Origin of the sequence: Bordetella genomosp. 10, from assembly GCF_002261225.1 — a bacterium.
Taxonomy (GTDB): Bacteria; Pseudomonadota; Gammaproteobacteria; order Burkholderiales; family Burkholderiaceae_B; genus Bordetella_C.
The window spans coordinates 1,089,142-1,102,671 of record NZ_NEVM01000005.1 but is presented as its reverse complement, the minus strand read 5'-3'; the positions used below and the strand labels follow the sequence as shown (position 1 = coordinate 1,102,671).

The window sequence follows — 13,530 nt, the reverse complement described above, 5'->3', positions numbered from 1 at the left end:
CGACGACGCGTGCCGACCGCCGGGGCGTCACGGGACCGTTTCGCGCCGCTCGGCCTCGCCCTCGGCTTCCGGGACCGGCGCGGGGGTCTCGCCGTCCGCCGGCGCCGCGTCGGCGCCGAAGATGTTGCGATACAGGTCCAGGCCGTAGCTGGTTTGCAGCGGCTCTCCTTCCGCGATCTTGAAGGTGCGCGCGCCGTCGTCCTGGCGCTGGGCGCGCAGGAACAGCGCGTTCGGCAGTCCCCGGCGCAGGAAGCCGTGCGAGAACTCGAACTGGTGGCTGACGAACAGCACCTTGATGCGCCGGCTCAACAGGGCGTCGACGATCTGCCGCGCGATCTCCGCCCCTTCGCGCTCGTTGGTGGCGGCGAACGACTCGTTGAACAGGACCAGCGCGTCGCCGGCGATGAGATCCACGATCTGGCTCATGCGCTTGAGCTCCTCGTCGAACTTGCCGCTTTCCATGCCGGCGTCTTCCTCGCGCTTGTAGTGCGTGTAGATGCCGTTGCACAGGTTGGCGCTGAAGGCGGCGGCCGTGACGAACATGCCCGACTGCATCATCAGTTGCGCCGCGCCGATGCCGCGCAGGAAGGAGGATTTGCCCCCCTGGTTCGCGCCGGTGATGATGACCAGGTCGCGGCCGTCGGCGGCGAGGTCGTTGGCCACGACCTTGCGGCCGAGCTTGAGCACCAGGGCCAGGTCCGCGAGCCCGTTGAAGGCGAGGCGGCGTTCGTCCTGGGGCAGGGGCCGGGGCATGCATACCGGCTGGCCTTCGGCCATCAGGCGTTCGTGCAGGTTGATGCAGCCGATGTAGAAGGCCAGTTCGGTGCGTAGCATCATGAAGAAGCTCATGATGTGCTCCGCCGATTGCGCCACGGCGTTGGCCACCGGGTCGATGCCGCGGTCGCCCAGCTCCGACAGGGCCCGCGCGCCCGCCTCGTCGCGCGGCGACAGCGTGTAGTGCTGGGGCGGCAGGCGGCGGTCGAACAGCCGCCGTATCCAGCCGCGCGTGTCGGGGTTGGGCGTGCGGATCACGTAGTCGCGTCCCTTGTTCCCCTGGCCGATGCGCGCGCTCATGACGAAGCCATGGGAGAACTTCAAGGTCTTCAGGTGCTGCTGCACCAGGGCGATATAGTCGTCGGAAAGCTCCGCCTCCAGCATCGAGAACAGGCGGCGCAGTCCCTCGGACTGGAAGTTGACGCCGCCCTCGGCGGCCAGCATGCGGACCTGCCGCAGCAGGGGAATGATGTTGCCGACGAAGTCGACCGCGCCGTGCAGCACCCCCGAGGCATGGTGCAGCGAAAGCCCCCAGTATCCTTTCTTGCGCACTTCCTGCGCGCTGGTGGCCAGCGTGTACAGGTCGCGGATGAACTGCGGGTGCGCCAGGGCGTCGGCCAGGACCTGCTGCCGGTGGCGGATGGTCTCGGCGTCGCTGCGCGTCGCGCCCAGCAGCGCGGCGCGGCAGACGTCCAGCACGAGCTCGTCGTCGGCGGCCATCGTCTCCAGCATGCCGTGCAGCTCCAGGTCGTCGAGCAGGTCGCGGCCGTTCAGCGGCAAGGGGCGGCGCGGATCGAAATCGCGGTCGTGGTGCATGAGATAGGCTTTCATGAGGCGATGCGCTCCCGGATTCGATCGAAGGTCAATCCATACTTGGCGGCCAGGGACAGGGCATAGGCCATGCCTTCGGCCGGCCCGCGCACGACCTTGAAGGTGCGCTGCGTCGGCTGCGCCGGGTTCACGGTGCTGATCATGCTCACCACCCGGCCGTCGCGCGAGGCCACTTCGTCGATGAAGGTGACCCACACGCCGATGAGGTCCAGCGCCATGGCCCGCTCCAGGACGCGCTGGCTCAGGAAAAGCGCGTCGGCCAGCGTCGTCGAGGTGAAGATCTCGTTCATGATGACGATGCTCGACGGCGTGGCCTCGTCCAGGATGCGGCGGATGCGCATGAGGTCGTCCTGCAGCTTGCCGCTGAGCGTGCCGATGTCTTCCTGGGGCTCGAAGTGCGTGAAGATGCGGTCGCACAGGTAGAGCGTGGCCGACGTGGCCGGCACCGGACAGCCCAGCGCGGCCAGGTAGTGCAACTGGCCGAACATGCGGGCGAACGTGGTCTTGCCGCCCTGGTTGGGCCCCGTCACCACGATCATGCGTTCGCCGTGCTCGAGCGCCATGTCGTTGCGGACCACGCGCTTGCCGGCGGTCAGCAGCGCCCATCCCAGCGCCAGGTCGAAGCCGTCGACGCAGCGCACCGTCTTGTCGGTGGAGATTTCCGGGTAGCAGAAGCCGTGGTCGATGGTCTCGAAGCGGGCGATCAGCTCCCGGTAGGCCAGGTAGAACTGGACCTCGCGGTCGAAACGCGTGACGGTGGTGTCCTGGAAATCCTGGTGGCCGGCCTCGAATTCGGCCAGGCGCGCGAATATGGCGGGGTTGAGCTGCGCCACGAACTCCAGCACCTGGGACTCGATATGGTTCATGTCGGGATAGTCGCGAAACTCCACCCGGTAGTCCTTGACCTCGCCCTGGCGGAATTTCTCGAAGACCGAGGCGATGACCTGGCTGTAGTCCTGCTCGTCCTCGTAGTTGCGCACGATGAAGGTGGGGCCGTCGATCTGGACCGTATAGGCGACGCCGTCCAGGTCGTTGAGCACCTGCTGCGCCGTGCCGTGCAGGCCGGTGAAGGCGGGCGAGGCGAGATAGCCGTCCAGGTAGTCCCGCAGGCCCAGCAGCGCGTGCGAGCGCAGCGCCGCGGATTCGAGCGAGTCGAACAGCGTGAGCGCGGCCTTGCAGTAGCGCAGCACCGTCTCGACGAACCAGCGCTGGCGTTGCAGGGGATGGTAGAGCTTGGCGGTCTGTTCGGCGTGCGTGCGCATCTGCCGCATGGCCTCGGTGAACCGCTCCAGGTCGTTGACCAGCGAGGCGTCCTCCATGTCGCGGAAGACCTCGTGGCGATAGGCGATGTCCTCGCGGCTGTGCAGGGGAGCGTGGAAGAAGGGCGCCAGGTCGTACTGCTCGCGCGGCGAGATGGCGTGGCGCACCGCCTGGTCCAGATTCAGGTCGCCGAAAAATTCGGGCGCCGGGGGCGGCGCGGCCCATACCGCATCCGCCGCGGCCGGGTCCTGGAAGAGCACGCTGTAGTACGGCATTCAGGCCTCCTGTTCCTGCCGCGCCGCGTCGGCCGGACGCGCGCGCGCGAGGATCGGTGCACCAAGGCGGGGCGGCAAGAATGCGCAAGCCGCGATGCTGATCCGGGGCCCAAGGGGAGAGGAGGGGGGAGAAACATGCCCACACCGGCCCCTCGGGGGCGATGTAGGCATCATCAGCCGACCGGCTGACGGCGCCGGGAGGCGGTTAACGGAGGAATGCCATCTCCGTCCATCCGAGTGTAGCAATGTGCCGACAGTCGCGCCAGCCAAGGGCGGCGCGCCGCCCGCGCGAATTGTCAGCGCCGGGCAATTTTGCTAAAGTCTCGCGTCTTTCCGGAGATGGCATTCCTCCGTCAACCGCCGCGGTCCTTCATACGCGGCTGATGATGCCTACAGGTCCCTGATCGCCTCAGGGCTGTGGGCAACTTTTGCGTCTCGCAGTCCGGTGGTCAGGTGCGCAAGGCACCCTACACATGATCACATGCGACACTCATCCAAATTCGAACAACTGGATCTCCTGCCCTACGCGGGCAAATGGCTGGTCATCTCCTTTCTCGTCGCCTGCCTGGCAGGCAGCGCCTCCGCCGTCTTCCTGCATGCCCTGAACTGGGCGACGGCCACCCGCGAAGCGCACCGCGCGCTCATCTGGCTGCTTCCGGTGGCCGGCTTCGTCGTCGGGTGGTGCTACCTGCGGATGGGCCGGCCGGTCGAGGCGGGAAACAACCTCATCATCGACGAAATCCACGACCCCAAGAAAACCATCCCTTTGCGCATGGTGCCGCTGGTCTTCGGCGGCACCGTCATCTCCCACCTGTTCGGCGCGTCGGTCGGCCGTGAAGGCACCGCGGTGCAGATGGGCGGCGCGCTCGCCGACCAGCTCACCCGCATGCTGCGCCTGCGCCCCGAGGATCGCCGCATCATGCTCATGGCGGGCATCGCGGCGGGCTTTTCCTCGGTCTTCGGCACGCCGCTGGCGGGGGCCATCTTCGGACTCGAAGTGCTGGCCATCGGCAGGATGCGCTACGACGCCCTGTTCCCGTGCTTCGTCGCCGCCATCGCGGCGGACCAGATCGGGCTGCTGTGGGGCGTGGAGCACACCCACTACGTCGTCACCCAGGTCGTGCCCGTGGGCCTGGCGAGCATGCTGGGCGTCGTCGTCGCCGGCATCCTGTTCGGCGTGATCGGCATGGTGTTCGCCAACAGCGCGCACGCGCTGGGCGCCTTCATGAAACGGCACGTGCCCTATGCGCCGCTGCGCCCCTTCCTCGGCGGCCTCGTCGTCGCGGTGGCGGTGTGGGCGCTCGGCGCGGACCGCTACATCGGGCTGGGCATACCGACCATCGTCGAGGCCTTCCAGCACCCGCTGTCGTCCTGGGACTTCCTGGGCAAGCTGGCGTTCACGGTGACTTCGCTGGGGACCGGCTTCAAGGGCGGCGAGGTGACCCCGCTGTTCTACATCGGCGCGACCTTCGGCAATGCGCTGGCGCCGCTGCTGCACCTGCCGTATTCGATGCTGGCGGGCCTGGGCTTCGTGGCCGTGTTCGCGGGCGCCGCCAACACGCCCATCGCCACCATCGTGATGGCCATCGAGCTGTTCGGCCCGTCGATCGCGCCCTTCGCCGCCGTGGCCTGCATCGCCGCCTATCACTTTTCCGGCCATACGGGTATCTACCACGCCCAGCGGGTGGGACACGCCAAGCACCGGATGCTGCCCGAGGGGCTGCGCATTTCCGAACTGGCCGCCTATCGCAAGACCCTCGGCAAGCAAGCCGTGGTTCCCGCCGAAAAATAAATCCTCGACTTTCACTGACATCATGACGAACGATCACGCCGCGCTGCGGCTCTATTTCCCCAATTCCGCCCGCGCCACCGCCACCCGCTTCTGGCACCACCTGAGCGCGCCCGCCCTGGCCCACCATTTGCTGGTCGCCGCCAAGAAGTCGGGCATCAGCCAGGCCGTGCTGCACACCATCCACGCCGGCTATCTGCAAGGACAGAAGATCACGCACCATCATCCCGAGGTCGTTGCCATGCGGCATCCCCAATGCGTCGAACTGGTCGACAGCGAGACCGTGCTGCGCAAGTTCCTGCGCGACCATGCCGCCGAACTGCACAAGGTGAAGGCGGTGTTGCTGAAGTGCGAGCTGCCCCTGATCCACGGCGTGAACGAGCACGCGGCGAACGCGGCGGCCGCCTGACTCCTATTACTCCTGGAGGTGACCGATGAAAGGCTACCAGTTGGTTTTCTATACCCAGCAAGACCGCCGCCATGGCAAGACGCCGCTGGCCGAATGGCTGTTGACGTTCGCGCGCGAACACGGCGCGCTGGGCGGCACGATGTTCAGCGCGGCGGAGGGTTTCGGGCAAGACGGCCGGATCCATTCCGCGCATTTCTTCGAACTCGCCGACCAGCCGGTGGGCGTGACGGTGGCCATCGCCGAGGACAAGGGCGACGCGTTCATCGCCGCGCTGGAGCAGGAAGACATCGACGTCTTCTTCGTGAAGACGGCGGTCGAGTTCGGCCGGATGGGGAAGGGCGAAAAATAAGGCCGGCGCGCCCGGCGCCTAGCGTGGCTTGTCCGGGGCGGGCGCGCCGGTCTTCCCGATCAGGGCGCCCGGGCGCGCCGGGGCCAGGTTGGAGCAGACCAGGCCGGCCGCGATGGCGGCGATGCCGGCCGCATGCCAGGCATGCAGCCGTTCGTGCAGCAGCAGGGCGGACAGCACGACGCCGAAGACGGGAATCAGGTGGATGCTCAGGCCGGCGCGCGCCGGCCCGAAGTGCTGCACGGCCCGCGTGTAGAGAAGATAGGCCCCCACCGACGGGAAGATGCCCACATAGGCCAGGGCCGCGCCGCTGGCCAGGGTCCATTCGGTGCGCGTGCCGCCCGCGCGTTCGGCCAGCCAGAAAGGCAGCAGCACGAGGATGGCGACGGCGATCTGCGTGGCCGTCAGGCCCAGGCGGTCCAGTTCGGGCGGCAACTGCCGCAGCCACAGGGTGTAGAAGGCGAAGCAGACCATGGCGACGAGCAGGATGCCGTCGCCCGGGACCAGGGACACCTGCCGCCATTGCGTCCACTGCCCCTGCAGCACCAGCGTGAGCACGCCGGCGAAGGACAGCGCCAGCCCCACGCCCTGGCCGAGCGTGAGGCGCTGCCGGTAGAACACCGCGCCGGCCAGCACGATCAGCAGCGGAATCAGGGAGTTGAGCAGCAGGCCGTTGCTGGCGGTGGTGGTGTGCAGGCCGACGTAGACCAGCGAGCTGAACGCCGCCACGCCGGTCACGGCGGTGCCGAGGATCAGCCAGCGATGCGCCAGGTAGCGCCTGGCGTCGCGGCGCATGCCGCGCCACGCGAAGGGCAGCAGGCAGGCCAGCGCGATCAGCCAGCGGCCCAGCGCCAGCGTCATCGGCGTGACGGCATCGCGCATCGCCCGGCCCGCGATGAAGTTGCCCGCCCAGAACAGCGACGGCAGCAGCAGGGCGGCCCAGGGCAGGAGGCGCGTGGCCAGGGAGGAATCGGGTCGGGACATGGCGGTCGGGAAGGCGGGAATCCGCTATTGTCCAACAAGCGGAGGCCGGCCGCGGGGAGGGCTTCCGTCGATGCGCTTGGCGGGGGCTTGCCGGCCCGGAATCTGTCTTGAAGCTGAAAAATGGTCCACGAGGCCAAGCGCTCCCCAGGCAACGCGCGTCAAGCGTGACATCTTGTGAATCGTGGTTGCTGCATTGCAGCAAATCCGATTTAATGGGCTGATTCCGCATGTACCCAGGTTGATCGTGACCCGAAACAAATCGTCCGCGCTGTTTTTCTCCGCCGTCCGCAAGATGGCGCGCCTGCAGCGCACGGCCTGGCGCCTGGCGCCGCACGCGCTGTTCAAGGAGGTGATGCGGCAGTCCTCGGCCTCGGCTTCCCAGGCGAGCGCCAAGGCCGCCAGGAAACGCGCGTCCGTGGACAAGGCGGCCGCCGGCGCCGGGCCGGAGTTCGACGCCGCCGCGTTCGCGGGGACGTGGAAGACGCGCGTGTATCGAACGCCTCCCGTCCCCGGCGTATGGCCGGTGCGCCTGTCCTATTTCGTCTACGCGCCGCCGCGATTGCGCAAGGGATGCCCGGTGCTGGTGATGTTGCACGGCTGCGAGCAGACCGCCCGGGATTTCGCGGTGGGGACGCGCATGCACCGCGTGGCGGATCGCGAAGGGCTGCTGCTGGTCTATCCGCAGCAATCGCGGCGCGGGCAGCACAACCGCTGCTGGCACTGGTACCAGCCGGACTCCGCCCATGGCTACGCGGAAGCGGACGCCATTGCCGGCATCGCGGCCGCCGCGGTGGCGGACTACCAGGCCGACCCCGCTCGCGTGTACATCGCCGGCCTGTCCGCCGGCGCGGGCATGGCGGCGCTGACGGCCTTGCGGCATCCGGACCTGTTCGCCGCCGTGGGCATGCACTCGGGTGCCGCGCTGGGCGGCGCGCACAACGCCGGCCAGGGCTTGCGCGTGATGCGCCACGGCGCCGAGGCGACGCCGGACCAGGCCATGGCCTCCCTCATGGTGGATCGCGAGACGTTTCCCGGCATGCCCGCCATCATCCTGCAGGGGGATGACGACGTGGTGGTGGACAAGCGCAACGGACACCAGTTGTTCGAGCAGATGGCGTGGGTCAACGGCATGGACGCCGGCGGCGACGATGCCGCTCCGTCCCAGGAAAAGGACGCCGGCAGCGCCCGCCGCTATCTGCGCATGGACGCGCCGAGCCGGCGCGGGCCCGTCGTGAGCCTGTGCGAAGTGCCCGGGTTGGGCCACGCCTGGAGCGGCGGCGACGGCCGCATACGCTTCCATTCCAGGCAGGGGCCCAATGCCTCGCTGCTGATGTGGCGGTTTTTCAAGGGGCGCAAGCGCGCGGGCTAGCGCCGTGTTGCGGAGGGGCGCGCCCATGAGCGCGCCTTCGCACGCAATGGGGGCGTCGCGGATCCGCGCGATGGCTTCGGCTGTCGCCGCGGCTCGCGAGCGGGCGGGGCGGTAAGATGGAGGCCCTTTGTTGCTGGCGGAAGAACGCGATGCAGGTGCTGGTTGACGCGGACGCCTGTCCCGGCGTCGTCAAGGAAATATTGTTTCGCGCCGCGCGGCGGGTCGAGGTGTGCGTCACGCTGGTGGCGAACCAGTACCTGCGCACGCCGCCTTCGCCTTTCATCAAGGCGGTGCAGGTGCCGGCGGGCTTCGACGTGGCGGACGCCCGCATCGTCGAGATGGCGGGGCCGGGCGATCTCATCATCACGGCCGACATTCCCCTGGCCGCCGCCGCGCTCGACAAGCAGGCCCACGTGCTGGACCCGCGCGGAAACTGGTTCACGCGTGAAAACATACAGGAGCGCCTGACGATGCGGGACGTGATGGATCAACTGCGCAGCGCGGGCGTGGAGACGGGCGGGCCTTCCTCGTACTCGCAGCAGGACGGCAGGGCGTTCGCCGGGCAACTGGACCGCTTCCTCGCGCGGCACGCCAGGCGGCCCGGCGCCGCTTGAGCGGCGTCTGATCGACATTCGAGCGTCATTCGAACGTCATTCGAGCGTTGCGATGGGCGCGCGGCAGGCGACCCACTACGCGATGCCGGCGTCGTGAGGGGTGCCGCTATCGTCGCCCGCGTCCTTTGACCGCTTTGCCGCGCTTGCCGGTGAACGGGTCCAATGCCCGGCCCTGGCCGTCGTCGGGATCGCCCAGCCCCAGGGGCCTGGACAACGGTATTTTCTCTTGCGCGGCATCGGCGCGCTTGCCCGTCCGCGAGGCCTTGGGAAGCGCGGCGGCCCCGCCGCGCCGCCTGGGCCTGGGCTCGACGCCGATCCGTTCGTCGCGGGCCAGCACCAGCGCCGTCGTCCGCCGGGCGGTGTGCTCGAACTCGGGATCGGATTCCGGGACGTAGAGCCACTTGCCGAGCACCGGATGCCGGCGCAGGGCCGGCAATTCCTCGACGAGCGCCGCATGGCGGTCTTGCGAGGTGCATACGAGCAGGCCATCCCAGGGTGCGCCGCGGTCCGCGGCGACCAGGCACAGCAGGCCGTCGACGTAGGCGGCCAGGCAGCCGAACATGGGTTTGGACAGGTAGGTCTCCTCGCCTTCGAAGACGTCGAAAACCCAGGCGAGCGAATTGGAGGCCGGCGCCATGGAAGAACTCCTTTCTTGCAATCGGGGGCGGCGCGCCGGGCCGCCGTCAAGCCCGCAGGCGCGCTTCCTGCAAATCTATTCCCTTCACCATCTCGCGCGCCATTTCGTCCGACAGCTTGCCGTGGCGCGCCATGCGGTAAAGCTCGCCGCGCGAAGCAGCCAGCGCGGCGAGCCGCATCTGGCGTTCGATTTCCTGCTGCAGCTTGATGACCTCCGGCTCCACCTCCTGGTCCCGGCCGCCGGTGGCGCGTTGCTGGATGCTGTTCATCAGGCGGGTGGCCACTTCCGTATAGATCGTGGGATCGGTCTGGGGATTCTTGATCGTCAGCTCGTGCGCCGTGGCCTCGATGCTCTTTAGCGCGGCTTCCCGCGCCGCCGCGTTGGCCAGGTCTTCCTGGCGATGGTGCTCTCCTTCTTCCGGCACGTCCAGCCCGCGCAGCAGGCGCGGCAGGCCGATGCTGGCCGTGAGCAGCGAGACGATGATGACGGTGGCGGCCAGGAAGATGGCGAGGTCGCGGGCGGGGAAGGGCTCGCCGCTGTCCACCACGAAGGGCAGCGTCAGCACGCCCGCCAGCGTAATGGCGCCGCGCACGCCGGCCAGCGATACCGCCAGCATGAGCCGTATGCTGGGCTGCGGCGCCAGGGTGCCCCGGCGCGCGGCGATCCGGCGGCCGATGGCCAGCGAGAGCCACACCCAGCCGAACCGCAAGGCCGCCAGCGCCACGTTGATGGCCAGCGCGTAGGCCAGCAGCCACCAGGGATTCAGGTGTCCGGTGTCCCGCACCACGCCGACGGCGCCGTTGAAGATGGCGGGCAGTTGTTCGCCCAATAGGACGAACATGATGCCGTTGAGCGTGAACTGCAGCATGTTCCACACGGCATTGCGCTGGATGCGCGTGATGGCCATGGCCTTGCCGGACAGCTCCACGTAGCTCATGGCCACGCCGGCGGCCACCGCGGCAAGGATGCCCGAGGCCCCGATGTGCTCGGCCAGTTCGTAGGCGCCGAAAGGAATGATCAGGCTGAGCAGGATCTCGGAGCCCGGCTCCTCGCCGAAGTTGCGGGTGAACAGGTTCTTGGCGGCGGTCACCAGGATCGTGAAGATCGCGCCGGCCGCCAGGCCGCCGATGGCCACCCACAGGAAGGACACGGCGGCCGAACCCAGGGAGAAGCTGCCCGATACGGCCGCCATGACCGCGAAGCGGAAGGCGACCAGGCCGCTGGCGTCGTTCAGCAGCGACTCGCCTTCGAGCACGTGCATGACGCGCTTGGGGATGGCGACCCGCTGCGTGATGGCCGACACCGCCACCGGATCCGTGGGCGAGACGATGGCCGCCAGCGCGAAGGCCACCGGCAAGGGCATGGCCGGAATCATCCAGTGGATGAAGTAGCCGACGCCCAGCACCGTGATGAACACCAGGCCGAACGCCAGTTCGAGGATGGAGTACTTGTCGCGCAGCACGCCTTCCTTCGGAATGCGCCAGCCGTCGAGAAACAGCAAGGGGGGCAGGAACAGCAGGAAGAAGACTTCCGGGTCGAGCCGCACGCCGTGATCGGAAAAACTGGAGATCAGGGCGCCAAGGGCGATCTGCACCAGCGGCAAGGGCACGGCTACCGGTAGTACCCGGACCACCATGCCGCTGACCAGCACGGCGGCGAACATCGCCAGGGTGATCCCGATTGCTTCCATAACTTCCATCCTTCCGCTGGGTTTCGTGTGTTTTCCGGGGCTATCTTCTCACGATAGGGCGCTCCCCCTTGCCGGGCAGGGGGAAGGAAGGAAGTTTACCTTTACCGTCCGGCGCGGCCGTCCGTTCTCCCGGTCAGTCGCTGCTGGCGCGCCAGGCGCCTTCCGCGTTCTTGCAGAACAGGAATTGCCAGTGCTCCCGCGCGGATTGTTGCGAGACCTCGGCCGACATCAGGCGGCAGCGTCCTTCCCGCGTCGTATTGCTGGGCGTCAGCGTCACGGTCACCGGGCCGCCGCGCATGCGCTTCGTATGGCTGGTCCACGTGGTGGCGGCGCCGTCGGGCGAGTCGTTCAGCGATTGCGCCACCGTCTTCTCGAACTGCGGCCACTCCTGCGCGGGGATGCGGGCGACGATGGTGTTGTTCATGAAGGCCACGCCCGCGGCATGGGCCGCGGGTCCGCAGGCCAGGGCGAACACGAGCGAGGGAAGGACACGGGAAATGCGCATACGGATCTCCTTGTTGGGACGGGCTGTCGGCACGGACGATAAAAGACGGGAGTCGCCGGCCCCCGCCAGTTGCCGATTATGTCAAGATTGCCGCCGTTTTGTATTTCGCGCGCGCTGGCCGCCATGCATCGGGTTTGCGCCGGATTCACGCGCGCGTCGTTCGGCTACCGGCGCACCACCGGCGCGGGCAGGCCTTCGATCATGACGTTGACGCAGGCCGGCAGGCCGCAGCCGCGCGCCTGCGCCAGCGCCGGCGTGACCGCTTCCGCCATCGTCACCAGGCTGCCGTGGCCGCCGAAGGCTTGCGTGACGAGGTCGTAGCGCGTGGGGAGCAGCTCGCAGCCCACGGTGCGTTCCGGCCCGTACTCGCGTAGCTGGATCTGGTATTCCGCGTTCCAGCGCGCGTCGTTGCCGACGACGGCGATGAAGGGCAGGCGGTAGCGCACGGCGGTGTCGATCTCCGCCGCGTGAAAGCCGAAGGTGCCGTCGCCCAGCACCGCCACGACCGGCGCGCCCGGGCGCGCCAGGCTGGCCGCCGCCGCGAAGGGCAGCGCCGCGCCGATGGAGCCGGCGACGCCGTTGAATACCTTGTCCGGCGCGTGCAGGATGGCTTGCGCCCACTGTCCGATTTCGCCGCCGTCCGCCACCAGCACGGCGTTCGGGTGGCGATCCAGCAGGGCCTGGACGGGCGCCAGCGCCTGGTAGGGATGCAGGCGTCCCTGTTGCTTCGCCGTCGCCGTGGCCCAGGCGGCGGGACGGTAGGCGAGGGCGGCGCGCACGTCGGCGGTCCAGGCCGCATGGCGCGGCGTGTAGCCGGCGCAGGCGTCGCGCAGCGCCGCCAGCGCCGTGCCGTGGTCGGCCTGCGCGGTCAGCCCCAGGCGCTCGCCGACCGCGCGGCGGCTGCGTTCGAATTCGACGGCGTCCGCATCGATCTGCAGGAAGGCGCAGGCGGCCGCGATGGCGGGAGCCGCGCCGAATTTCAGGGTGAAGTCCAGGCGCTTGCCGAGCAGCAGGATGCAATCGGCCTGCGCCAGGATTTCGGCGAAAGCGCCCAGCGCGGGGTCGGCGACGCCGCGCGGGCTTTGCATGCCGATGACGGGAATGCCGCAGGCCGCCTCCAGCGCGTTGGCCGCTTGCTGGTCCGCGCCGCGCATGGCCGCGGGACCGGTCAGGATCAGGGGGCGCCGCGCTTGCGCGAGGGTATCCAGGACGGCGCGCGCGGTATCCGCGGGCAGCGCCTGGGCAAGGGGCGCGGCAAGGCCGGCGCCGGTCTGCTCGGGCAGCGGCTGCGTACAGGCGGCCTCCAGCGCGTCCGTCGGCAGGCTCAGGTGCACCGGACCGGGGCGGCCGGAACCTGCCAGGCGCAGCGCCCGCAGCATGTCCGCCGGCAGGCTGTCGGCGCTGGCGGCCAGCGTGGCGGCCTTGGCCAGGGGCGCCGCGATATCGGTCTGGCGCATTTCCTGGAAGGCGCCCATGCCCAGTTGCGCGTGCGGCGCGTGGCCGGACAGCAGCACCACGGGCGACTCGGCCATGCTGGCGGTATAGAGGGCGGACACCGCATTGGCATGGCCCGGGCCGCCCGTCACCAGGGCCACGCCGGGTTCGCCGGTCAGCCGGGCCCAGGCGTCGGCCATATGGACGGCCGCGGCTTCATGGCGCGTATGCAGCAATTCGATGCCGGCGTCCAGGCAGGCGTCGAATACCGGCATGATGTGATTGCCGGACAGCGTGAACAAGCGCCTGACGCCGGCCGCGGCCAGCGTGGACGCCAGCGCCGCGGCGCCATTGCGAGGGACGGACATGAGGCGGTCTCCTGTTGTTGATTCTTGGGCGCGCGGCGCGCGCCGGCGCCGGTGAGGCCATGCCGCTATTGTGCCTGCGCCGGCCGCATCCGTCAGGGGCGCGGCCTGTCGCACGTCGCGCGTTCCGGCGGCGGGATGCGGCGCTGCGCGGGACTTCATGCCGGCATTTCCGCTTGGCGCCGGACCGGATTTCTCCTGCCTCTCCAACGATTTCTCCCTTCGACTTGCACGCGTTAAAAAAACCG

At 68.9% G+C, this 13,530-nt stretch carries 11 protein-coding genes, 1 pseudogene and 2 riboswitches; of the genes and pseudogenes, 5 read left to right on the top strand and 7 right to left on the bottom strand.

Annotation, left to right across the window (positions count from 1 at the left end; translation table 11 throughout):
- Positions 1-27: 27 nt before the first annotated feature.
- Both CAL29_RS21110 and CAL29_RS21105 read right to left on the bottom strand, forming a co-directional pair.
- Positions 28-1,605, bottom strand: coding sequence for a MutS-related protein (locus CAL29_RS21110; protein ID WP_094854971.1), 1,578 nt, complete (start codon positions 1,603-1,605; stop codon positions 28-30).
- Positions 1,602-3,140, bottom strand: a complete 1,539-nt coding sequence (locus tag CAL29_RS21105; protein ID WP_094854970.1) for a MutS-related protein — start codon at positions 3,138-3,140, stop codon at positions 1,602-1,604. The genes CAL29_RS21110 and CAL29_RS21105 overlap by 4 nt, the downstream gene beginning before the upstream one ends.
- Before the next feature lie 157 nt (positions 3,141-3,297).
- Positions 3,298-3,376, bottom strand: a riboswitch (Fluoride riboswitch).
- 90 nt (positions 3,377-3,466) lie between these two features.
- Positions 3,467-3,540: riboswitch (Fluoride riboswitch) on the top strand.
- A gap of 81 nt (positions 3,541-3,621) precedes the next feature.
- Between CAL29_RS21105 and CAL29_RS21100 the strand changes: the two genes are divergently transcribed.
- The 3 genes from CAL29_RS21100 to CAL29_RS21090 are packed head-to-tail and all read left to right on the top strand — an operon-like array spanning position 3,622 to position 5,687.
- Positions 3,622-4,932 carry a voltage-gated chloride channel family protein gene (locus tag CAL29_RS21100; protein ID WP_094854969.1) on the top strand — a complete coding sequence of 437 codons (1,311 nt, stop codon included), beginning with the start codon at positions 3,622-3,624 and terminating at the stop codon, positions 4,930-4,932.
- Positions 4,933-4,954: 22 nt separating this feature from the next.
- The gene (locus CAL29_RS21095; RefSeq protein ID WP_094854968.1) at positions 4,955-5,338 is read left to right on the top strand and encodes a DUF190 domain-containing protein; all 384 of its coding nucleotides are present in this window, start codon (positions 4,955-4,957) and stop codon (positions 5,336-5,338) included.
- 25 nt (positions 5,339-5,363) lie between these two features.
- Complete coding sequence (locus CAL29_RS21090; protein WP_094854967.1) at positions 5,364-5,687, top strand: DUF190 domain-containing protein; 324 nt, start codon at positions 5,364-5,366, stop codon at positions 5,685-5,687.
- 18 nt (positions 5,688-5,705) lie between these two features.
- Here the strand turns inward: CAL29_RS21090 and CAL29_RS21085 are convergent, their stop codons facing one another.
- Positions 5,706-6,668: a DMT family transporter gene (locus CAL29_RS21085; RefSeq protein WP_094854966.1), complete on the bottom strand. Its 963-nt coding sequence runs from the start codon at positions 6,666-6,668 to the stop codon at positions 5,706-5,708.
- Between the two features lie 244 nt (positions 6,669-6,912).
- Here CAL29_RS21085 and CAL29_RS21080 point away from each other — a divergent pair, with 244 nt between their 5' ends.
- Together CAL29_RS21080 and CAL29_RS21075 are read left to right on the top strand one after the other, a co-directional pair.
- Entirely contained in the window at positions 6,913-8,037 is a 1,125-nt protein-coding gene (locus CAL29_RS21080; protein WP_143277711.1) for an extracellular catalytic domain type 1 short-chain-length polyhydroxyalkanoate depolymerase, read from the top strand.
- A gap of 149 nt (positions 8,038-8,186) precedes the next feature.
- Positions 8,187-8,651: a YaiI/YqxD family protein gene (locus CAL29_RS21075; protein WP_094854964.1), complete on the top strand. Its 465-nt coding sequence runs from the start codon at positions 8,187-8,189 to the stop codon at positions 8,649-8,651.
- Between the two features lie 262 nt (positions 8,652-8,913).
- Here CAL29_RS21075 and CAL29_RS21070 read toward each other — a convergent pair.
- The 4 genes and pseudogenes from CAL29_RS21070 to CAL29_RS21055 all read right to left on the bottom strand — a co-directional run.
- Positions 8,914-9,288, bottom strand: a pseudogene (locus CAL29_RS21070) (hypothetical protein); the annotation flags it as partial.
- A gap of 46 nt (positions 9,289-9,334) precedes the next feature.
- Positions 9,335-10,978: a Na+/H+ antiporter gene (locus tag CAL29_RS21065; protein ID WP_094854963.1), complete on the bottom strand. Its 1,644-nt coding sequence runs from the start codon at positions 10,976-10,978 to the stop codon at positions 9,335-9,337.
- 133 nt (positions 10,979-11,111) lie between these two features.
- Positions 11,112-11,483: a hypothetical protein gene (locus CAL29_RS21060; RefSeq protein ID WP_094854962.1), complete on the bottom strand. Its 372-nt coding sequence runs from the start codon at positions 11,481-11,483 to the stop codon at positions 11,112-11,114.
- Positions 11,484-11,647: 164 nt separating this feature from the next.
- Entirely contained in the window at positions 11,648-13,285 is a 1,638-nt protein-coding gene (locus CAL29_RS21055; RefSeq protein ID WP_094854961.1) for a thiamine pyrophosphate-binding protein, read from the bottom strand.
- Positions 13,286-13,530: the final 245 nt, after the last annotated feature.